Source organism: Actinomadura sp. 9N407 (assembly GCF_044326315.1).
In the GTDB taxonomy this organism is placed as follows: domain Bacteria; phylum Actinomycetota; class Actinomycetes; order Streptosporangiales; family Streptosporangiaceae; genus Spirillospora.
The window spans coordinates 25935-45764 of sequence record NZ_JBIRAW010000018.1; the positions used below are offsets into that span (position 1 = coordinate 25935).

Consider the following 19830-nt stretch of genomic DNA (forward strand, 5'->3'; position numbering starts at 1 on the left):
CTGACCTTCTGCCCTGACCTTCGCCCGCGTGGGGCACTGGTCTCGTACGGTCTCGGGCGGCGGGCGGCTCGCCCGCCGAGGTACGGGGTTCGGCGCATCGGCGCCCGTCTGGAAAACTGGTCTCGCTATGGACTATCTGATCCTCATCGTAGGACTGGCCGTCGTCGCTCTGGTCGTGGGCGGCGCGTTGCTCCTGCGGCCCGGCCGCCGCAAGCCCCGACCGCCCGTCGAGCCCGCGGAGCGGCCCGCCGATCTCGCGCCCGGCGGTGCCACCACCGTCGAGGAGGCCGAGCGGGAATCCGCGACGGTCGAGCGGGCGCCGCCGGCCGAGGTCGTCCCGCCCAAGCCCGAGATCGAGGTGCCGCCGCCGTCCGCCGGGCGGCTGGTACGGCTGCGGGCCCGGCTGGCGCGCTCGCAGAGCGCGTTCGGCCAGACCCTGCTGGGCCTGCTGTCGCGCGAGACCCTTGACGACGACGCCTGGGAGGAGATCGAGGACACCCTGATCGGCGCCGACATCGGCGTCTCGGTGGCCCGGCAGATCACCGAGGACCTGCGGACCCGCGTCCAGGTGCTCGGCACCCGTTCCCCCGAGGAGGTACGGGCGCTGCTGAAGGAGGAGCTGGTCAAGCAGATCGGCGCCGACCTCGACCGGTCGCTGCACACCGAGCCGCACGGCACCAGGCCCGCGGTGCTGATGGTCGTGGGCGTGAACGGCACCGGCAAGACCACCACCTGCGGCAAGCTCGGCCGCGTCCTGGTCGGCGACGGCCGTACCGTGCTGCTCGGCGCGGCCGACACGTTCCGAGCCGCGGCGGCCGACCAGCTGGAGACCTGGGGCACCCGGGTCGGCGCGCAGGTCGTGCGCAAGGACGAGGGCACCGACCCTGCCAGCGTCGCGTTCGACGCCGTCAAGCAGGGCATCGCGGCCAAGGTCGACACCGTCATCATCGACACCGCCGGCCGGCTGCACACCAAGACCGGGTTGATGGACGAGCTCGGCAAGGTCAAGCGGGTGATCGAGAAGCAGGCCACGGTGGACGAGGTGCTGCTGGTCCTGGACGCCACCACCGGCCAGAACGGCCTGCAGCAGGCGCGCGTGTTCGCCGAGGTCGTCAACGTCACCGGCATCGCGCTGACCAAGCTGGACGGCACCGCCAAGGGCGGCATCGTCGTCCAGGTCCAGCGTGAGCTGGGCGTTCCGGTCAAGCTGGTCGGGCTGGGCGAGGGCCCGGACGACTTGGCCCCGTTCGAGCCCGAGGCGTTCGTGGACGCGATCCTCGGGGACTAGTCGGTGGGTCTGGGGGCGTCCCCCCAGAAGAGACAGGAAATTAGGCGGGGGTCTGCGGGGCGTCCCCCGGAAAAGACAGGGGATCAGGTCCGAGGTCCGGCCACTCTTTTCCCAGGGGCCCCTCGTGCATCGGTGAGATGCACGAGGGGCCCTCTGCATTTCTCGTCCCGGACGTCCCGGCGGAAGCGAAATGGCCGTGAACGGCGCCGTTCCGGCCCGATGGGACGGGCGGTGAGGTTTTCGAAACACCATCGAAACACTTGGCGAAGGGGTTTCACACCGTAGAAACACAAGGGCCCCTCAGGTGAAACGGCCGCGCAAGAGTCTCTGAGCAGTCCACGTTCCTGTCGAGGAGGGGCTCTCCCTGAGATGAACATCGATAGCGGTAATACCGCATGGATGCTGACGAGCACGGCGCTCGTCCTGCTCATGACCCCGGGCCTGGCCTTCTTCTACGGAGGGATGAGCCGGGCCAAGAGCGTGCTCAACATGATGATGATGAGTTTCGTCAGCATCGCCGTGGTGGGCATGGTCTGGGTCGTCTACGGCTACTCCCTGGCCTTCACCGATGCCGGCGGGCTCAGCTCGTTCATCGGCGGGTTCGGCGACTGGGGGCTGGTCGGCCTGGAGAAGGTCGCCACGGCCGACGACGGCTCGGGCATCCCGCAGCTGGTCTTCGTGGCCTTCCAGGCGACGTTCGCGATCATCACGGTCGCGCTCATCAGCGGCGCGGTCGCGGACCGTGCCAAGTTCGGGGCCTGGGTGCTCTTCACCCTGGTCTGGGTCACGCTGGTGTACCTGCCGATCGCGCACTGGGTGTGGTGGTCCGACGGCGAGGAGGGCGGCAAGGCCGGCTGGATCTTCGAGCTGGGCGCACTCGACTTCGCCGGCGGCACGGTCGTGCACATCAACGCCGGTGTCGCCGCGCTGGCGCTGGCCCTGGTCCTGGGCCGGCGCAAGGGCTGGCCGAAGGACCCGATGCGCCCGCACAACCTGCCGTTCGTCCTGCTCGGCGCCGCGCTGCTGTGGTTCGGCTGGTTCGGCTTCAACGCCGGCTCGGCGCTGGCGGCCGGCGAGACCGCGGCGGTGGCCTTCATCAACACGCTGGTCGCCACCTGCGCGGCGGCGTTCGCCTGGATCATCGTGGAGAAGCTGCGTGACGGCAGCTCCACGACCCTGGGCCTGGCCTCCGGCATCGTGGCCGGTCTGGTCGCGGTCACTCCGGCGGCCGCGTTCATCACCCCGCTCGGTGCCATCGCGCTCGGCCTGGTCGCCGGTGTGGTCTGCGCCTACGCGGTCGGCCTCAAGTACAAGCTCGGCTACGACGACTCGCTCGACGTGGTCGGCGTGCACATGGTCGGCGGCATCGTCGGCGCCCTGTCCATCGGCTTCATCGCCACCACCGCGGTCAACGACGCCGGCGCGGACGGCCTGCTGGCCGGCGGCGGGCTCGGGCTGCTCGGCAAGCAGGCGGTCGCGGTCGGGGCCACGATGGTCTACTCGTTCGTGGTCACGTTCATCATCGCCAAGCTCATCGACCTGGTGATGGGCTTCCGGATCGGTGAGGAGGCCGAGGTCTCCGGGATCGACAGCGGCGCCCACGCCGAGACCGCGTACGACTTCGGTAGCGTGCACGCCGGTGTCGGCGCGTCGCTACCCTCACCTGCCACCGCCACCGGCGGCACCCACAAGACCGGCGGCACCCACAAGAAAGTGGAGGCTGACAAGAAGGTGGAGGCTGAGGCATGAAGCTGATCACGGCGGTCATCAAGCCGTTCAAGCTGGACGAGGTCAAGGCGGCCCTGGAGGCCTTCGGGGTCAAGGGGCTCACCGTCAGCGAGGCCAGCGGGTACGGCCGGCAGAAGGGCCACACGGAGGTCTACCGGGGCGCCGAGTACAAGGTCGACCTGGTGCCCAAGCTGCGGGTCGAGGTCCTGGTCGAGAGCGAGGACGCCGACGACATCATCGACGTCATCGTCAAGGCGGCCCGGACCGACAAGATCGGTGACGGCAAGGTCTGGGCCGTTCCGGTCGAGACCGTGATCCGCGTCCGTACCGGCGAGACCGGTGCGGAGGCCCTGTAAGGACGCGCCCGGTGACGCTGGCTGAAGGCCACGGCACGGTCGGCGACGAGGCCCGCGCGGCCCGCTCCGCCCTCGCGGCGGCGCGGGCCGCGCGCGCCGACGAGATCGATCGCTGGCTCGCCGGCCTCCTCGGCGCCTCGCGCCCCGGCTCCGCCCCGCGCCCCGGCCCCGCCGCCTGCAACGGCCTGGCCGGGACCGGGGACGCGGGGACGAGAGACGCCGGGACGAGAGACGCCGGGACGAGGGACGCGGGGACGAGGGACGCCGGAGGGCACGACGCCGGGGGGCGCGACGCCGGCGGGGTCGCGCTGGCCGCGGTGGGCAGTCACGCACGCCGGGAGCTGACCCCTGGCGGCGATCTCGACCTCGTCCTCCTGCACCGTGGCGGGCCGGACGTGGCGGGGATCGCCGACCGGGTCTGGTACCCGATCTGGGATTCGAGCATCCGGCTCGACCACTCGGTCCGTACGGTGGCCGAGGCCCGGGAGGTGGCGCGTACCGACATGAAGGCGGCCCTGGGCCTGCTCTCGGCGCGCCGCATCGCCGGCGACCACGCGCTGGTGGACGAGTTGTGCGCCGCCGTGCTGGCCGACTGGCGCGCCGACGCCCGGCGGCGGCTGGCGGAGTTGAGCGAGATGTGCCGCCGGCGCTGGGAGTCCAAGGGGGAACTGGCGTTTCTCCTGGAGCCCGACCTCAAGGAGGCCCATGGCGGCCTGCGCGACGTCAACGCCATGAGGGCCGTCGCCGCCTCCTGGGTGGCCTCGGCCCCGGACGCCCGCGTCGGTGCCGCCCACGACCTTCTCCTGGATGTACGGCACGTACTGCACGAGGTCACCGGACGCTCCACCGACCGCCTCGTCCTGCAAGAGCACGAGGCCGTGGCAAGCGCGCTGGGCATGCTGGACGGGAACGTCCTGCTGCGTACGACCGCCGAGGCCGCCCGTACGGTGACGTACGCCGGTGACCACCTCTGGCGCCGTGTCGAGCGTTTCTGTGCTCCGCGCCGTACAACCGTGGCCCGTCCCGTAGGGCGCTCCACCGGTTCCCGTGGAGTCGAGCGCACGCCGGTCGGTGACGGTGCCGTGGAACAAGAGGGCGAAGTCGTCCTCGCACGGGACGCCGACCTGAACGACCCCGCACTCGTGCTTCGGGTCGCCGCCGCTGCGGCCCAGGCAGGCCTTCCCTTGGCGACCGCCACGGTCGACAGGCTGGCCGAGCATGCCGCGCTGCCGCCTGTACCGTGGCCTGCCGAGGCCAGGGACGCACTGGTGTCGCTCCTAGGCGCGGGTACGGCGGCCATCGGTGTGTGGGAGGCCCTGGACCAGGCCGGGCTGATCGTACGGCTGCTGCCCGACTGGGAACGCGTCCGTAACCGCCCCCAGCGCAACCCCGTCCATCGCTTCACCGTGGACCGTCACCTGGTGGAGGCCGCTGCCGGTGCCGCCGCCCTCACCCGCGACGTGTCACGCCCTGACCTGCTGCTCGTCGGCGCGCTCCTGCACGACATCGGCAAGGGCTGGCCGGGCGACCACTCCGTCGGCGGCGCCGTGGTGGCCCGCGACCTGGGCGTACGGCTGGGCTTCGACGCCGAGGACGTTCAGGTCCTGGAGACCCTCGTCCGGCACCATCTGCTGCTCCCGGAGACGGCGACCAGGCGCGACATCGACGATCCGAGGACGGTGCAGGCCGTCACCTCCGCCGTCGCCGCGGTCCCCGGCCGGGAACGCGAGATCATCGAACTGCTGGCCGCGGTGGCGATCGCCGACGGCCAGGCCACCGGCCCGGCCGCCTGGGGCACCTGGAAGGCCGGACTGATCGCCGAACTCGCCCGCAGGGCCGCCGCCGCCCTGGCCGGCGGTACCCCGCCCCCGCCGCCCTCCCTGGATGGGGCCCAGCTGGCCCTGGCTCGCCATGACGGCGGCGCGGTGCGCATCTCCGGGTCCCGCGTCACCATCGCCGCTCCGGACCGCCCAGGGCTGCTCTGGAAGGCCGCAGGAGTCCTGGCCTTGCACCGCCTCGTGGTCCGTTCGGCCCGTACGTCATCCCCGGCGTCGTCGGGGAACAGCCACCCGGTGACGGCCGTACTGGACTTCATCGCCGTTCCCGAATACGGAAACCCGCCCGATCCTGCCGCCTTGGAGGCCGACCTGCGGCGCATGCTGGCCGACCGCCTCGACGTCGCCGCACGGCTGGAACGCCGTGCCCGGAGCGTTCGCGTACGGCCCGCCATAGCCGTACCCCCGCCGCGGGTCACGATCGTCGACGACGCGTCCAGCACGGCCACCGTCGTAGAGGTACGGGCCCATGACCGCCCGGGACTGCTGTGGCGGATAGGGCAGGCCTTGGGCGAGTGCGGGTTGCAGGTACGCGCCGCCCAAGTGGACACGCTGGGCGCCGACGCCGTGGACGTCTTCTACGCCGTGGACGCCTCAGGAAAGGCCGTGACGGACTCGGCGAGGCTGTCCGACGTACGCCGGCACGTGCTGGACACCCTGCGCCAAGAACGCAGCTAGGGCGGGAGGCGGAGAGACGGCCACGGGGGCACGACCGCCTCCCCGCCGGTTCAAGGGGTGGTCCGTTGCTCGGGGCCGCTCATGCCGTGGCCCTCGTCCGGTGCCATGCCGCCGCTGGGCGGCCCGCCCTTGTCGTCGGGAACGGCGTCGTCGGGGGCGCCACCGCCGCCGTTGCCGGGCTTGGGGCTGTTGGGCGTCTGTGGCTTCCCCTTGTCCGGCCTCTGGCCGTTCCGGCCGTTCTGGCTGTCCGGGGGCCTCTTGACCACAGGTGGCTTCGTGGCGTTATCGCTCGTCTCGGGAGTGGCCCCTTCGGTGGGCTGCTGCGGCGGCATCAGGCGGGCGCAGTACGAGGGAACGTTCGACGTCCCTCCCGCGGCCCGGACCAGGCCGCGCAGGGCGGGCTTGCTGAGCTCGTTCGCGCGCTGGCCGGGCTCGACGGCCGTGTAGGTCTGGCACTGGCCCAGCAGGACCGCACGCGACGGCGAGGCGGAGGGGCCCTCCTCCTGTCCTGGCACCGCGTTCGGGCGGGCGGACGCGTGCGGGCTCCGGGGCGAGGCCTCGGGGGTGGGCGCGGGCGACAGCGGCCCGAGCGGAAGCCTGTCGAAATGGGCCGCGAGGGCGAGCCCGCCGGCCGCCGTGGCCGTCACCAGCGTCATTGCCGCGATCTTCAGGGGCAACAGCCGGACGAGGGGGAACCAGGCCCTCGCGGCCTTCTGAGGTGACTCGCCCTGAAGTGACTCAGCGCCCGGTGAGAGCGCGGCGGCGTGGAAGGCGGCCACGGCGGCCTCCTCACCGGCCAGCTCGGCCTCCGTGCCACGGGCGGAGGCGGCGGTGAGCAGGTCGGCGAGGGGCTGGGGGACGGCCCCGGGATCGCCCCGAACGCCGTCGAGCAGGCGCTCGGCGGCGGCGTGGTCCCATCCATGGCCGTCGGTGTTCATCTCACCCTTTTCAGCGCCGGGGCCCGCGAACGTGTCACACCCGTTCTCGCCACCCGTTTCCTTCATGCCGTGCCTCGCTGTGCCGCGTCCGGCGGAGTGCCATGCGCCCCGGTCGGCTGCCGGTCGCCGGCCTCCTGCTCGCTCCGCGGCCCGCCGCTCTCGCCACTCTCACTGTCTGCGCTATCCGCGCTGTCTGCGCCGCGCTCGCTTTCGTCCGGCCGGGCGGCCGGCGGCCCGTCCAGCCGTTCGGCCAGGCGCCGCAACCCGCGGTACGCGGCGGTCCGTACCGCGCCGGAACGCTTGCCCAGCACCCGGCCGGCCTCCTTGGCGTCCAGGCCCACCACCACCCGCAGCAGCACGGCCTCCGCCTGGTCGCGCGGGAGACCGCAGATCAGGGCGATGGCCGAGCCGGTGGACAGCCGTTCCAAGGCGTCCCGCTCGGTGTCGTCCGCGGCCACCAGGTCGGTGAGCTCGTCGATGTGCACGCTGGCGTCCGGCCGCCGGCCGGCCCGGCGCAGATGGTCCAGTGCCCGGTGCCGCGCGACGGTCGACGCCCAGCCGCGGAACCGGTCGTAGTCGCCGCTGAACGAGCCGAGGTCGCGGGCGATCTGCAGCCACGCGTCCGCGGCCACGTCCTCCGCCTCGGTGCCCACCAGGGCACGCAGGTAGCGCAGCAGGCGCGGCTGGAGATCCCGGTAGAGCGTCCTGAAGGCACCCTCGTCCCCGGCCTGGGCGTCAAGGAGGGCCGATTCGAGTTCCTCGTCGGAAGCGGCGCGATCCGTCATGCGCCGCCGTCGCGCGGCCACTTGTTCACGTGATGGTCCTTGGTGGGGTGGGGGGTTTCGTATCACTTCAGGGCCATGGCGTTCCGCCGCAAGGAACCCCTGGAGCGTTCAGCGTACGTACCGGCCCGGATGTCACACCCCGAAACGGCACAACTGCTCACCGTCGGACCGGGCGGGAGCCTCCCGGCGACCCGATACCCTGGGGCTGATCCCAGAAGCTTTCCAAGGACGGGTCCAGACACGTGTTCGAGACGCTCTCCGACCGGTTGACGACGGTCTTCTCGTCGCTCCGCAGCAAGGGCCGGCTCTCCGAGGCCGACATCAACGCGACGGCCCGCGAGATCCGTGTCGCGCTGCTCGAGGCCGACGTGGCACTGCCCGTCGTCAAGGACTTCATCGCGCAGATCAAGGAACGGGCGCGCAGCTCGGAGGTCTCGCAGGCGCTGAATCCGGCGCAGCAGGTCGTCAAGATCGTCAACGAGGAGCTCGTCAACATCCTCGGCGGCGAGACGCGCCGGATCCGGTTCGCCAAGAACCCGCCCACCGTGATCATGCTGGCGGGCCTGCAGGGCGCCGGTAAGACCACGCTGGCCGGCAAGCTGGCCCGCTGGCTGAAGTCCGACGGCCACGCCCCGCTCCTGGTGGCGGCCGACCTGCAGCGTCCCAACGCCGTACAGCAGCTCCAGGTGGTCGGCGAGCGCGCCACCGTGCCCGTCTTCGCCCCCGAGCCCGGCAGCGGTGTCGGCGACCCGATCGACGTGGCCCGCCGCTCCATCGACCAGGCCAAGCACGCCCAGCACGACGTCGTGATCATCGACACCGCGGGCCGGCTCGGCGTGGACGCCGAGATGATGCGGCAGGCCGCCGACATCCGCGACGCCGTCCAGCCGGACGAGATCCTGTTCGTGGTCGACGCCATGATCGGCCAGGACGCCGTCACCACCGCGCAGGCCTTCCTCGACGGCGTCGGCTTCGACGGGGTCGTGCTGACCAAGCTCGACGGCGACGCCCGCGGCGGCGCCGCGCTGTCGGTACGGCACATCACCGGCCGGCCGATCATGTTCGCCTCCACCGGCGAGAAGCTCGAGGACTTCAGCGTCTTCCATCCGGACCGGATGGCCGGCCGGATCCTCGACATGGGCGACATCCTCACCCTGATCGAGCAGGCCGAGCAGGCGTTCGACACGGCGCAGGCCGAGCGGATGACCACGAAGTTCGCCTCCGGTGAGGACTTCACCCTCGAGGACTTCCTCGAGCAGATGATGATGATCCGCAAGCTCGGCCCGATCGGCAACCTGCTCGGCATGATGCCCGGCATGGGGCAGGTCCGCGACCAGGTCAGCCAGGTCGACGACAAGGACCTCGACCGCGTCGCGGCCATCATCCGCTCGATGACCCCGCAGGAGCGCGGCAACCCCAAGATGATCAACGGCTCCCGGCGGGCCCGGATCGCCAAGGGCTCCGGGGTCAGCGTCGGCGAGGTCAACAGCCTGGTCACCCGGTTCTTCGACGCCCAGAAGATGGTCCGCCAGATGGCCGGCGGCATGGGCCTTCCCGGTACGCCGGGCCGGCGCAAGGCCAAGGCGATCAAGGCCAAGGCCAAGAAGGGCAAGCAGCGCAGCGGCGACCCGCGCAAGCGCGCCGGGCAGCCCGCCGGCGACCAGGAGCAGCAGCCCGCCGCCGACGCCACGCCCCAGGGCCTCCCGCCGGGCCTCGGCGGGCAGCTCCCTCCGGGCCTGGGCGGCGGCCAGCTGCCTCCCGGTTTCCAGATGCCCGACCTGAACAAGCTCCAGGGCCGCAAGAAGAAGTAGCCGCGAGGCCGCTTCGACAGGAAGCGGCCTCGCGGCCGCTTCAGGAAGAAGCGTCACGAGGTCGCTTCGAGCGTCCCTGGTAGGGGGCGGCCGTACCCAGCGAGCCGTCCCCGCCTGCGTGCCCGTGCGGCCGCACCGAACGAGAGCCGTTCAGCCGAGCGAGAAATCGCGCCGGTGATGTCGGGGTTTATGGGGAACGGCGGCGGGCGAGTGGCCGCGTGTCCTCGCGCGATTGCGCTTTTCGCGCGTTCGTCTGGCAGAATGGCAGGCTGGAAACCCCGGAGTCGCCAGGCGCCCTCTCTCGTTCTGCGCGGCCGGAGTCCATCGAGCGGCCCGACACCGGTGTCCCCACCTGGTAAGGCCCGCTCACCCTGTTAATCAGTCTGGAGAACACCACACCCGTGGCAGTCAAGATCAAGCTTAAGCGTCTGGGGAAGATCCGGAACCCGCAGTACCGGATCGTCGTCGCCGATGCCCGCACCAAGCGGGACGGCCGTGCCATCGAGGAGATCGGGCTCTACCACCCCAAGGAGGAGCCCTCCCTCATCCAGATCAACTCCGAGCGCGCCCTGTACTGGCTGGGCGTCGGCGCGCAGCCGACCCCGCCGGTGCTGAACCTGCTCAAGATCACCGGTGACTGGCAGAAGCACAAGGGCGAGCCCGGTGCCGAGGGCACGCTCAGGGTGGCCGAGCCGAAGACCGACAAGAAGGCCGTCTTCGAGTCCGCCGTCAAGGAGTCGATGGGCGACACCGAGGCCGCCGCCGCGGCGACCAAGGCCAAGAAGAAGGCCGAGCCGAAGAAGGCCGAGCCGAAGAAGGCCGAGCCGAAGCAGGCCAAGGGCGAGGACGACAGCGCCAAGGCCGAGCCGAAGAAGGCCAAGGGCGAGGACGAGGGCGCCAAGGCCGACGAGACGACCGAAGTCAAGAGCGAGGGCTGACGTGCTCGAAGAAGCGCTCGAGCACCTGGTACGCGGAATCGTCGAGCACCCGGACGACGTCCGGGTGCGGGCGCGCCGTATCAGGGGCGGCCGGGTTCTCGAGGTGCGCGTGCACCCCGAGGATCTCGGCAAGGTCATCGGCCGTAGCGGGCGTACCGCGAAGGCCCTGCGCACGGTCATCAGCGCCCTTTCCGGGGGCCGGTACGTGCGCGTCGACCTGCTCGACGTCAACGAGGTCCGCTGACCATGCGGCCCGGCGGGCCGGTCGATCGGCTGGTGATCGGCCGGGTCGGCCGGCCGCACGGGATTCGCGGTGAGCTCACCATCGATGTCCGTACCGACGATCCGGATCTCCGGTTCGCGGCGGGCACCGAGCTCGCCACCGATCCCGCGGCCACCGGACCGCTGATGGTCGAGCAGACCCGTTGGCATTCGGGTCGCCTGCTCGTGCGCTTCGCCGGGGTCGGCGACCGGGACGCCGCGGAGGAACTCCGCGGCGTCTGGCTGGTCGTCGACCCTGAGGACGTCCCCGTCCTCGACGATCCCGATGAGTTCCATGATCAGCAGCTGATCGGGCTCACCGTGGTCACCGTCGAGGGGGACGAGGTCGGCGCGGTCGCCGAGATCCGCCATCACGGCCAGGATCTACTGGTGATCCGCCGCGCCGACGGGGGCGAGACGCTGGTGCCGTTCGTCGCCGCGCTGGTCCCCGAGGTCGATGTCCCCGGCGGCCGGCTGGTGATCGACCCCCCGCCCGGTCTCGAGCTGTGAAGCCCGATCCGATCAAGCCCGATCTGACCATGCCCGGTCTGACCAAGCCGGGTTTGATCAAGCCAAGCCTGGCCAAGCCCGGTCTGGCTAAGCACGGCCTGACCAAGCCTGACCCCGGCACGCCCGGTCCCAGCAAGCCCACCCCATGAAGTTCGGCCTATGAAGCTCGACATCGTCACGATCTTCCCCGACTACTTCGCCCCGCTCGACGTCTCGCTGCTCGGCAAGGCGCGTCGTACGGGGCTGCTCGACGTACAGGTGCACGACCTGCGGGAATGGACGCACGACCGGCACCGCACGGTCGACGACACGCCGTACGGCGGCGGGCCCGGCATGGTCATGAAGCCGGAGCCGTGGGGTGAGGTCCTGGACACCATCGCGCCACCCGACGCCGGCCGTGCGCCGCGCCTGGTGGTGCCCACGCCGAGCGGCCGCCCGTTCACCCAGGCGCTGGCCGCCGAGCTGGCCGCCGAGGAGTGGCTGGTGTTCGCCTGCGGGCGGTACGAGGGGATCGACTCCCGGGTGGTCGAGGAGGCCAGGACCCGGATGCCGGTGGACGAGGTCAGCCTCGGCGACTTCGTGCTCGCCGGCGGGGAGGTCGCCGTCCTGGTCATCGTGGAGGCCGTCGGCCGGCTGCTGCCGGGCGTGCTGGGCAACGCCGACTCGGTGACCGACGACTCGTTCGCGCCCGGGGCGATGGAGTCCCTGCTCGAAGGGCCCGTCTACACCAAGCCCCCGGTCTGGCGTGAACGCTCCGTACCGGACATCCTGCTGTCGGGGAACCACGGCGCGATCGCCCGCTGGCGGCGGGACGAGGCACTGCGGCGTACCGCCGGGAACCGGCCCGAACTGCTGGCCAGGATGGACCCGGAGAAGCTCGACAAGCATGATCACCAGGTGCTGCGGGAGGCCGGTTTTCCGGTTGACGGCGAACCTATGGCACACTAGAGCGTCACCCGTTGTGCGTGGACGCATGCCGTCCCACGGCACGGTGTCCAGACTTTCGAAGAAGATCCACCAACTCGCGCGGCGCGATGCCCCCCTTTGCACGATGTCCTCGGGGCCTCTCGATGTCCGCGTTCGACCTGCGAGGAACCGCTGTCATGCACACCCTGATCCAGGAGATCGAGAAGGCCGCGATGCGCGCCGACGTTCCGGACTTCCGTCCGGGCGACACGCTCAAGGTGCACGTCCGCGTCACTGAGGGCACCCGGAGCCGGATCCAGGTGTTCCAGGGTGTGGTGATCCGGCGGCAGGGCGGCGCCTCCCGCGAGACCTTCACCGTCCGCAAGGTCAGCTACAGCGTCGGCGTCGAGCGCACCTTCCCGCTCAACAGCCCCTCGATCGAGAAGATCGAGGTCGTCACCCGCGGTGACGTCCGCCGCGCCAAGCTCTACTACCTGCGCAACCTGCGCGGCAAGGCCGCGCGCATCAAGGAGAAGCGCGACTTCTGAGCCGTGCTCGCCGACGCCCCGGGAACCCATCGCGGTGACCGGGGCGTTGCCCGTTTCAGGGGCTCGCCAGAGGGCTCGCCTCGGGCGACACGGCCAGGTACGCGGTGCCGTGGGCCCCGCGCCGATAGGCTTTCGGTCTGATGGATGACGAGGACGATCGGAGAGACGTGCGATCCGAAGCCGAGGGCGCGGTGCCCGAAGAGGAAGAGGCCGTGTCCTCAGATCAGGATTCTCCCGGCAAGGACGATTCTTCCGGCAAGCAGCCTCCCGGCAAGGACGAGCGCAAGAAGAAGCAGGGATCGTTCTGGAAGGAACTCCCGATCCTCGTCGGCGTCGCCCTGGTCCTCGCCCTGGTGATCAAGGCCTTCGCGGTGCAGGCGTTCTACATCCCCTCCGGGTCGATGGAGAACACCCTGCAGATCGGCGACCGGGTCCTGGTCAACAAGATCGTCTACCACACCCGCGACATCAAGCGCGGTGACATCGTCGTCTTCAACGGCCTCGACTCCTGGGACCCCGAGGTCCAGGTCGAGGAGCCGGGCAACCCCGTCTCCAAGGTCCTGCGCGCCATCGGCGGGGCGTTCGGCGTCGCCCCCAACGAGAAGGACTACATCAAGCGGGTCATCGGCATCCCCGGCGACAAGGTGAAGTGCTGCGACGCCAAGGGCCGCGTCACCGTCAACGGAACGCCCCTGGACGAGAAGTCCTACCTGTTCACCGACCCGGCGACCGGCGAGCCCAACAAGCCGTCCAACGACCCCTTCGAGGTCACGGTCAAGCCCGGCCAGCTCTGGGTGATGGGCGACCACCGCGAACTGTCGTACGACTCCCGCTCCCACCGCGGCGACCCGGGCGGCGGCGCCGTCCCGGTCAGCCGCGTGATCGGCCGTGCCTTCTTCGTCGTCTGGCCGCTGAACCGGATCGACAACCTCCCCATCCCCGACACCTACGAGCAGCCCGCCCTGAACGCTGCGGCCGCCGTACTGCCGGCCACTCCGATCGCCCTGGGCCTCGTGGGCGCCGTCCCGATCATTTACCTCCGCCGCCGTCTGCGCCGCCGCCCCTGACCGGCAGGACCGGCCGGCAGGACCTACCGGCGGGCAGGACCTACCGGCAGATGGGTGTGGCGCTGGTTACGCCAGAGTGTGGCTCCCGGGCGATGACACTGGGCAGGATGCGATTCCGGGCAATGCGGCTCTGGGCGATGCGGCTCCGGGCAATGCGGCTCTGGGTAAAAGGCATGGTCGGAAGCCCCTTCGGACGACGCGGTCGTGCGGCAGGGGAGTCAGGGCGGCGTTAACGGGGTATTCGCGGCACCTTGACGGCCGTCGGCGACGTACCCTGCGGAGCATGAAGGGACGTCCACTCCGCTACACGCCGCGACGCGACGCAGGGCTCTACGCCTACGAACGCGTCCTGGAGCACGCCGGACTCACGCCGGTGGCCGGCGTCGACGAGGCGGGGCGGGGAGCCTGCGCGGGACCGCTCGTGGTCGGAGCGGCGATCCTGCCGGACGGGCGGCGGGGACGGATCGCCGGGCTGGCCGACTCCAAGCTCCTCACGCCCGCGCGGCGGGAGGACCTGTACGCGGAGATCGTCGAGCGGGCGGAGGCCTGGAGCGCCATCGTCATCCCCTGCCACGACATCGACCGGATCGGCGTCCACCGGTGCAACATCGCCGGAATGCGGCGCGCGCTGGCGGCCCTGGAGCGGCGGCCCGCGTACGTGCTCACCGACGGGTTCAAGGTGCCGGGACTGGGCGTGCCGGCGCTGGCCATGATCAAGGGCGACCAGGTCGCCGCCTGCGTGGCGGCCGCGTCCATCGTGGCCAAGGTGACCCGGGACCGGATCATGGTGGGGCTGCACGAGCGGTACCCCGACTACGGGTTCGACGTGCACAAGGGCTACGTGACGCGCGATCACTCGGCGGCGCTGGCCGAGCACGGTCCCTGTCCCGAACATCGGTTCTCCTTCGTCAATGTGGGGCGGGCCTTGCGTAAGAATGGAGCGATGGCCTTGGGGGAGGCCGGAGACGATCTTCTGCTCCCCGGCGACGGCCGGACGGAAGGGGCACCAGCGTGAGCGCCGAGGATCTCGAGAAGTACGAGACCGAGATGGAGCTTCAGCTCTATCGCGAGTACCGGGATGTCGTCGGGCTGTTCACCTACGTGGTCGAGACCGAGCGGAGGTTCTACCTCACCAACTCGGTGGACCTGCAGGTGCGCGGCACCGACAACGGCGAGGTCTACTTCGAGGTCACCATGCAGGACGCCTGGGTCTGGGACATGTACCGCCCGGCGAGATTCGTGAAGAACGTCCGTGTCGTCACCTTCAAGGACGTCAACGTCGAAGAACTCGCCAAGAGCGACTTCGAACTCCCCGACCAGTGACTCCCTGACCAGTGACGCCCTGACCGGTGACTCCCCGCCCGGCAGGCCCGCCCGGCGCGGCGGGCCGCGATGACCGGCCCAGGATCGTGTCGGTCGGATCGATCCTTCCGCGCTCGCACCCGGACTCGCCGATCGTGCCGGCGGGTCCGGCCGGTTTGTGATCTGGACGTTGGACCGGTGAGCCGGGCGTCAGTGGGATCGTGATCTTGCTGCTCGGGTGAGGCGCCAGCCGCCCGCGTCTCGTTCGATGAAGCCCGCCGCGGACAGCAGGCCGAGCTTGCCGTTCACTGTGGGCAGGTCCATGCCTGCGGTCGCGGCGAGTTGTGCCGGGCCGGCCGTGCCACGGGACGGGAACGCCTCCAGTACGGCGCGGGTCGCCGGGTCGAGGCGGTCTCGGGGGAGCACCGGGCCGGAGGGCCTCGGGGCCAGGTCGGCGCCGATCTGGCCGACCATCTCGATCACCTCGTCGCAGCAGGTGATCAAGGTCGCGGCCGGGTCCTCGCGGAGCAGGCGCAGGCAGCCCTCGGACGTACGGGAGTGGACCGAGCCGGGTACCGCCATCAGGGCGCGGCCCAGCTTGCGGGCCCAGGCGGCGGTGTTGAGGGCTCCGCTGCGGCGCTCCGCCTCGACGATCAGCGTGCCTCGGGAGAGGGCGGCGATGACCCGGTTGCGGACGAGGAAGCGGAGCCGGTTGGGCGGGGCGCCCGGCGGGGACTCGCTGACCAGCAGGGAGCGCCGGGCCATCTCGGCGAAGAGCCCGTCGTTGGCGGCCGGGTAAGGGACGTCCACGCCGTTGGCGAACGCCGCCACGGTCGGGCCATCGGCGGCCAGGGCACCCCTGTGGGCGGCCGCGTCGATGCCCAGAGCACCTCCCGAGACCACCGTCCAGCCACGTTCGGCCAGCTGCGAGCTCAGGTCGGAGGCGACCCGCAGGCCGTAGGGGGAGGCGGCGCGGGAGCCGACCACGGCGACGGAGCGCAGGCAGCCATGGCGTAGGTCGTTCGGACCGCGCAGCCACAGCGCGTACGGGCGTGCCGGGCCGAGGTCGTCGAGAGTGGTGGGCCACTCCGGATCGCCCGGGCAGACCAGGCGGATGCCCATCTCGTCGCAGACGGCCAGGTCCTCGTCGGGAGATGCCGTACGGAGCCGGATCCGCCAGTGTTCGAGGCGCCGTACCTCGCCCTCGGTGGGGGCCAGTTCGGCGGGGAGCCGGCCGGACCGGATCGCGTCGAGGGCACCGGGCGCGCCGGTGTGGTCGATCATCCTGTTGATCAGGGTGTCGCCCGGCTCGGCGATCGCGCAGAGGGCTGCGCGGGCCGTCCTCTCGCCCGTGGTCATGTCGCCGATGGTCATGTTGCCGGTGGTCGTGCTGCCTTTGGACGTGTTGCCTGTGGTCGTGCTGCCGGTGCTGGTCATGTCGCCGGTGGTCGTGCCGTCAGGGGTCATATCGCCGGTGGTCATGATCTCCTCCCGGTCCAGAGGGCGAGGGCGCCGCCGATGTCGTCCTCGCCGGGGCGGTCATGGCCGGCCAGGTCGGCGATCGTCCAGGCCACCCGCAGGATCCGGTCGAGGCCGCGGGCGCTGAGCGAGCCGTTCTGCAGGGCCTCGTCGGCGGCCGGCATCGCCTCGGCCGGGGGCGCGAACCGGCGGCGGAGCTCGGGGCCGGGGATCTCGGAGTTGCACCGCCAGGGGGTGTCCGCGAGGCGCTTGAGCGTGCGGTCGCGTGCCGTCTGCACGCGTTCGGCGACGATCTGGCTGGCCTCGGCGAACTCCAGGTCGTAGCGGAGCTCGGCGCGGCTGGCGGGGGTGAGTTCGAGCTTGAGGTCGATCCGGTCGAGGAGCGGGCCGGAGATCCGGCTGAGATACCGGCGGCGGACGTTCGGGGCGCAGGAGCAGTTGATCTGCTTGGCGGCGGCGCAGGGGCAGGGGTTGGCCGCCAGGACGAGGGTGAACCGTGCCCGGAAGCTGGCCGTGCCCTCGGACCGCGAGATCCGTACCTCGCCCTCTTCCAGGGGCTGGCGCAGCGCGTCCAGGACGCCCCCTTGGAACTCGGGGGCCTCACCCAGGGAACCAAAGTTACACCGTGTCGGAACCCTACAAACGATCTGAGGGCCTACAGGCCCCATGCATAGCTATGCAGGCAGGCGTGAGAGCGCCTGAGAGAGCCTGAGAAGGCCCAGCGTGGAGCAGGTGTGAGCCTGCCAGGAGGGCAGGCGGCTAGAGCCTGACAGTCGTCCTAGAGAGCCAGCGGCACGCCTGGCCACAGCCGCAGGAGGACCGACCGCCTAGCGCCTGCCTCGCACACCCACCCTGGGGTAATGCCCCCCTCGCTTGCTCTGTGCCCCGCTCGGGGCAGGGCATTTTGACCGAGTACGGGTCCGGGGTTTTTGGTAGATCGGGACTCCCTCCCAGTTATTCCGAAGCGGGAATATTCCTGCAAGGTGTTGACGGCTTCGCATAGCCGTCATACTTTCTGATCGAAAGAGACGAGAGGAGAGGGTCTTATGGAGCTTGGCCGGATCATCGCAGGGGGCGACTGTGGAGAGAATGACTGCCCTACCATCGCCCTTGCTCAAGACGGGATGGTAGACGTTCAAGGCTACCTACAGAATGCCATTGCAACACCGGATGGAGAGGTTATTGCCCGCATTCCTGCTGCGCTTATCTTGGAGGCTGCCCGTGCGCTTGGGGAATGACGTATGGCAAGAGTTCTTCGATGATTTCAATGCCTCTGTTTGGAGGCTGGAACTTCACCCTGTCTACACAATGCCACAGGAGGACACCAACCTAACTCGTTACCGTTCTGGGGAACGACTCCCTGACGATCATTGGTCGCCATGGATGGAGCGAGTTAAGGGCTATGTGGATAGCGGCCGGAGTATTGGCCGCGTGCATGTTGTGCGTAAGCCTCTGAGTGAGTATCTGCGATTCGAGTTCGATTGGTACTACCGGCATCACGTGAAGGCCGGTGAAGATATCCGCATTCTCGATCTCACAGGAAAGCCCGATCCTGGATTGCCGGATCACGACTTCTGGCTATTCGATGAAAAGCGTGTAGTGAAGATGCTCTATCGTCCGGACGGTACTCAAATCGGCCGTGAACTAGTCGATAGTCCGGACATTGAAGAGTACAAGCGATATCGAGATATCGCGCTCATGGATGCAGTCCCATTCTTGGAGTACTGGCCAGGGTAGTGCTTGAACCCGAAAAGCTAGGTCGCCACCAGGATGACCTGGCAACGACTCTGCGGACGCTGCGAAAGCAAGCCGGTTATACAGGGCAACGGCTTGCCTCTCAGTGTGCAATGAGTCAGAGCAAGATATCTAAGATTGAAACGGGCAAGCTTCTTCCTACTGTCGTTGATGTCGAACGGATCCTTGAGGCTGTTAATGCGCCAGCAGAGCTAAGGAGCGAGATTATTGCTCTGGCTAGGCTTGCCAATACTGAGTTTCAAGATGTTCGCTCTCTGCTTCGTAAGGGCTTGGAGAAGAAGCAAAACGAGCTAGCTAGTCTTGAGGCTAGCTCTACTGATCTACGGTACTTTCTGCCATCAATGATTACGGCATTGCTTAGTACGCCTGAATACATACGGGCAAGCCTGGCGCATTCGCCAGGTGATGTATCTAAGGCAGTTGCGAGCAAGCTAGACAGGCAGGCCGTTCTATATGACGAGAGTAAACGCTTCACGTTCGTTCTAACAGAGTCTGCCGTGCGATGGACCCTTTGCCCTCCCACACTTATGGCGATGCAAGTTGACCGGCTTATATCGCTGTCACACTTGCCTAATGTTGGGATAGGTGTGGTGCCTCTCGGCTCACACCTGCCTAGAGGGCCAATGAATACGTTCACTGTCTATGACAGCCGTCTTGTGACGGCTGAGACTTTCAGTGGTGCAATCATGATGCGAGACCCTAGAGATGTCACCTTTCATCTCGATCTGTTTGCGACCTTTGAAGGGTTCGCAGTCTTTGACGATGAAGCCAGAGGCCGCCTGTCAGAGTGGGCAACGATCTTTAGGCGTTGAGATTATTATGCGACTACGGGAATAATTCTGGCTTTGCTCGACTGTCCTTCGTAGCGTTGCGGCATGAGTACAACGGCAGCGGAGCAACAGGAAGCCATCTCGCACCTTGAGGCGCTTGCTCAGATCGTCAGTGATCGGGGATTCACTGCAAAGGTTGTTCAGGTCCGGACAAGCGTCACATTTCTCCGTGTCGTCAACATGGATGCCGGGCAGCTCTCGGAAGACGTGACCATCGGCTCCTACGATGGTGAACCGGTCTACGTGTATTCATGGGGCGACGTGATTTGCCCTGTGAGGCATCTTGAGGCGGCAGGCGAACGCCTGTCCCATGTGCTCACTCCTGATGTGACAGCGGCCAAATGAGGGCCTTCCCAGGAGATGCAGACCATTGGCATACCGGGTCAAACCGAACGGGCCGGTTTGAGACCTCAGCCGAACGAGTCGATAGAGCCACTGCCAGAAGCAGGGTTCGAGAACTTTTGGTCAATGATGCTCATTGGACTGGGAATCATGACGCCTATAGGGATGCCATTGCCACAATGGCATTCGGCTGGGATTCAGTAAAGGTCAACGGAATTCAATATGTGGCATTCGCATGCGCTTGCCCACAGCTTCCCGGAAAGGAGACAGGCAGTGGAGCCGCTGAGGTATCGGAAGTCGTCAAGGTGTGAGGAGTTGAACCAAGACGGCTGTGTGGAGATAGCCAACGGACCGGACTTCATAGCGGTCCGTGACTCGACTGCCAAGGATGGTCCCGTGATCCTTGTAGGCCGGAATGTGTGGCGACGCTTTGTCGCAACGCTCGGAAACGTAGACGGCCGGTAAGGCCGTTC

22 protein-coding genes are annotated in these 19830 nt (G+C 68.9%); 18 read left to right on the forward strand and 4 right to left on the reverse strand.

Annotation, left to right across the window (positions count from 1 at the left end):
• Positions 1-127 precede the first annotated feature (127 nt).
• The 4 genes from ftsY to ACH34Q_RS26330 all read left to right on the forward strand — a co-directional run bounded on the left by ftsY (position 128) and on the right by ACH34Q_RS26330 (position 5885).
• The gene (gene ftsY, locus ACH34Q_RS26315; protein ID WP_395985731.1) at positions 128-1288 is read left to right on the forward strand and encodes a signal recognition particle-docking protein FtsY; all 1161 of its coding nucleotides are present in this window, start codon (positions 128-130) and stop codon (positions 1286-1288) included.
• Between the two features lie 369 nt (positions 1289-1657).
• Complete coding sequence (locus ACH34Q_RS26320; RefSeq protein WP_395985732.1) at positions 1658-3037, forward strand: ammonium transporter; 1380 nt, start codon at positions 1658-1660, stop codon at positions 3035-3037.
• Complete coding sequence (locus tag ACH34Q_RS26325) at positions 3034-3372, forward strand: P-II family nitrogen regulator (RefSeq protein WP_395985733.1); 339 nt, start codon at positions 3034-3036, stop codon at positions 3370-3372. The genes ACH34Q_RS26320 and ACH34Q_RS26325 overlap by 4 nt, the downstream gene beginning before the upstream one ends.
• 11 nt (positions 3373-3383) lie before the next feature.
• Positions 3384-5885: a [protein-PII] uridylyltransferase gene (locus ACH34Q_RS26330; RefSeq protein ID WP_395985734.1), complete on the forward strand. Its 2502-nt coding sequence runs from the start codon at positions 3384-3386 to the stop codon at positions 5883-5885.
• Between the two features lie 50 nt (positions 5886-5935).
• Here ACH34Q_RS26330 and ACH34Q_RS26335 read toward each other — a convergent pair whose 3' ends face one another.
• Positions 5936-6823 (reverse strand): hypothetical protein, encoded by an 888-nt coding sequence (locus tag ACH34Q_RS26335; protein WP_395985735.1) that lies wholly within the window; start codon positions 6821-6823, stop codon positions 5936-5938.
• Between the two features lie 62 nt (positions 6824-6885).
• A complete protein-coding gene (locus ACH34Q_RS26340) occupies positions 6886-7608 on the reverse strand; it encodes an RNA polymerase sigma factor (RefSeq protein WP_395985736.1) in 723 nt (240 codons plus the stop codon).
• A gap of 242 nt (positions 7609-7850) precedes the next feature.
• On the opposite strand from ACH34Q_RS26340, the gene ffh reads away from it, so the two are divergent.
• From ffh to ACH34Q_RS26390, 10 genes are all read left to right on the forward strand, one after another.
• On the forward strand, positions 7851-9419 hold the full coding sequence (gene ffh, locus ACH34Q_RS26345) for a signal recognition particle protein (RefSeq protein ID WP_395985737.1): 1569 nt from the start codon (positions 7851-7853) through the stop codon (positions 9417-9419).
• Positions 9420-9820: 401 nt separating this feature from the next.
• On the forward strand, positions 9821-10357 hold the full coding sequence (rpsP, locus tag ACH34Q_RS26350; protein ID WP_395985738.1) for a 30S ribosomal protein S16: 537 nt from the start codon (positions 9821-9823) through the stop codon (positions 10355-10357).
• A gap of 1 nt (position 10358) precedes the next feature.
• Positions 10359-10601 carry an RNA-binding protein gene (locus ACH34Q_RS26355; protein ID WP_151568089.1) on the forward strand — a complete coding sequence of 81 codons (243 nt, stop codon included), beginning with the start codon at positions 10359-10361 and terminating at the stop codon, positions 10599-10601.
• A 2-nt stretch (positions 10602-10603) separates the two neighbouring features.
• On the forward strand, positions 10604-11128 hold the full coding sequence (gene rimM, locus ACH34Q_RS26360; protein WP_395985739.1) for a ribosome maturation factor RimM: 525 nt from the start codon (positions 10604-10606) through the stop codon (positions 11126-11128).
• Positions 11125-11277, forward strand: coding sequence for a hypothetical protein (locus tag ACH34Q_RS26365; protein ID WP_395985740.1), 153 nt, complete (start codon positions 11125-11127; stop codon positions 11275-11277). The genes rimM and ACH34Q_RS26365 overlap by 4 nt, the downstream gene beginning before the upstream one ends.
• A 10-nt stretch (positions 11278-11287) precedes the next feature.
• On the forward strand, positions 11288-12076 hold the full coding sequence (trmD, locus tag ACH34Q_RS26370; protein ID WP_395985741.1) for a tRNA (guanosine(37)-N1)-methyltransferase TrmD: 789 nt from the start codon (positions 11288-11290) through the stop codon (positions 12074-12076).
• Positions 12077-12231: 155 nt separating this feature from the next.
• Entirely contained in the window at positions 12232-12582 is a 351-nt protein-coding gene (gene rplS, locus ACH34Q_RS26375) for a 50S ribosomal protein L19 (protein WP_395985742.1), read from the forward strand.
• Between the two features lie 167 nt (positions 12583-12749).
• On the forward strand, positions 12750-13649 hold the full coding sequence (gene lepB, locus ACH34Q_RS26380) for a signal peptidase I (RefSeq protein WP_395985743.1): 900 nt from the start codon (positions 12750-12752) through the stop codon (positions 13647-13649).
• 283 nt (positions 13650-13932) lie between these two features.
• Positions 13933-14664: a ribonuclease HII gene (locus tag ACH34Q_RS26385; protein WP_395985744.1), complete on the forward strand. Its 732-nt coding sequence runs from the start codon at positions 13933-13935 to the stop codon at positions 14662-14664.
• Positions 14661-14972, forward strand: a complete 312-nt coding sequence (locus ACH34Q_RS26390) for a DUF2469 domain-containing protein (RefSeq protein ID WP_395985745.1) — start codon at positions 14661-14663, stop codon at positions 14970-14972. Before ACH34Q_RS26385 ends, ACH34Q_RS26390 begins: the two co-directional genes overlap by 4 nt.
• Before the next feature lie 189 nt (positions 14973-15161).
• Here the strand turns inward: ACH34Q_RS26390 and dprA are convergent, their stop codons facing one another.
• Both dprA and ACH34Q_RS26400 read right to left on the reverse strand, forming a co-directional pair.
• Positions 15162-16433 (reverse strand): DNA-processing protein DprA, encoded by a 1272-nt coding sequence (dprA, locus tag ACH34Q_RS26395; RefSeq protein ID WP_395985746.1) that lies wholly within the window; start codon positions 16431-16433, stop codon positions 15162-15164.
• On the reverse strand, positions 16430-17098 hold the full coding sequence (locus ACH34Q_RS26400; RefSeq protein WP_395985747.1) for an ATP-binding protein: 669 nt from the start codon (positions 17096-17098) through the stop codon (positions 16430-16432). Before ACH34Q_RS26400 ends, dprA begins: the two co-directional genes overlap by 4 nt.
• A 514-nt stretch (positions 17099-17612) precedes the next feature.
• Between ACH34Q_RS26400 and ACH34Q_RS26405 the strand changes: the two genes are divergently transcribed.
• From ACH34Q_RS26405 to ACH34Q_RS26420, 4 genes are all read left to right on the forward strand, one after another.
• Positions 17613-18167, forward strand: a complete 555-nt coding sequence (locus ACH34Q_RS26405) for a DUF6879 family protein (RefSeq protein ID WP_395985748.1) — start codon at positions 17613-17615, stop codon at positions 18165-18167.
• Positions 18167-18997 carry a helix-turn-helix domain-containing protein gene (locus ACH34Q_RS26410; protein WP_395985749.1) on the forward strand — a complete coding sequence of 277 codons (831 nt, stop codon included), beginning with the start codon at positions 18167-18169 and terminating at the stop codon, positions 18995-18997. Before ACH34Q_RS26405 ends, ACH34Q_RS26410 begins: the two co-directional genes overlap by 1 nt.
• A gap of 63 nt (positions 18998-19060) precedes the next feature.
• Positions 19061-19360 carry a hypothetical protein gene (locus ACH34Q_RS26415; RefSeq protein ID WP_395985750.1) on the forward strand — a complete coding sequence of 100 codons (300 nt, stop codon included), beginning with the start codon at positions 19061-19063 and terminating at the stop codon, positions 19358-19360.
• 219 nt (positions 19361-19579) lie between these two features.
• Positions 19580-19822 (forward strand): DUF397 domain-containing protein, encoded by a 243-nt coding sequence (locus ACH34Q_RS26420; protein WP_395985751.1) that lies wholly within the window; start codon positions 19580-19582, stop codon positions 19820-19822.
• The last annotated feature ends 8 nt before the right edge of the window (positions 19823-19830 follow it).

What these genes read in the sequence shown, in the direction of transcription:
- ftsY (WP_395985731.1), top strand. Translation starts at nt 128, where the DNA reads ATGGACTATCTGATCCTCATCGTAGGACTGGCCGTCGTCGCTCTGGTC.
- ACH34Q_RS26320 (WP_395985732.1), top strand. Translation starts at nt 1,658, where the DNA reads ATGAACATCGATAGCGGTAATACCGCATGGATGCTGACGAGCACGGCG.
- ACH34Q_RS26325 (WP_395985733.1), top strand. Translation starts at nt 3,034, where the DNA reads ATGAAGCTGATCACGGCGGTCATCAAGCCGTTCAAGCTGGACGAGGTC.
- ACH34Q_RS26335 (WP_395985735.1), bottom strand. Translation starts at nt 6,823, where the DNA reads ATGAACACCGACGGCCATGGATGGGACCACGCCGCCGCCGAGCGCCTG.
- ACH34Q_RS26340 (WP_395985736.1), bottom strand. Translation starts at nt 7,608, where the DNA reads ATGACGGATCGCGCCGCTTCCGACGAGGAACTCGAATCGGCCCTCCTT.
- rimM (WP_395985739.1), top strand. Translation starts at nt 10,604, where the DNA reads ATGCGGCCCGGCGGGCCGGTCGATCGGCTGGTGATCGGCCGGGTCGGC.
- trmD (WP_395985741.1), top strand. Translation starts at nt 11,288, where the DNA reads ATGAAGCTCGACATCGTCACGATCTTCCCCGACTACTTCGCCCCGCTC.
- rplS (WP_395985742.1), top strand. Translation starts at nt 12,232, where the DNA reads ATGCACACCCTGATCCAGGAGATCGAGAAGGCCGCGATGCGCGCCGAC.
- ACH34Q_RS26385 (WP_395985744.1), top strand. Translation starts at nt 13,933, where the DNA reads ATGAAGGGACGTCCACTCCGCTACACGCCGCGACGCGACGCAGGGCTC.
- dprA (WP_395985746.1), bottom strand. Translation starts at nt 16,433, where the DNA reads ATGACCACCGGCGATATGACCCCTGACGGCACGACCACCGGCGACATG.
- ACH34Q_RS26400 (WP_395985747.1), bottom strand. Translation starts at nt 17,098, where the DNA reads ATGGGGCCTGTAGGCCCTCAGATCGTTTGTAGGGTTCCGACACGGTGT.
- ACH34Q_RS26415 (WP_395985750.1), top strand. Translation starts at nt 19,061, where the DNA reads ATGAGTACAACGGCAGCGGAGCAACAGGAAGCCATCTCGCACCTTGAG.
- ACH34Q_RS26420 (WP_395985751.1), top strand. Translation starts at nt 19,580, where the DNA reads ATGTGGCATTCGCATGCGCTTGCCCACAGCTTCCCGGAAAGGAGACAG.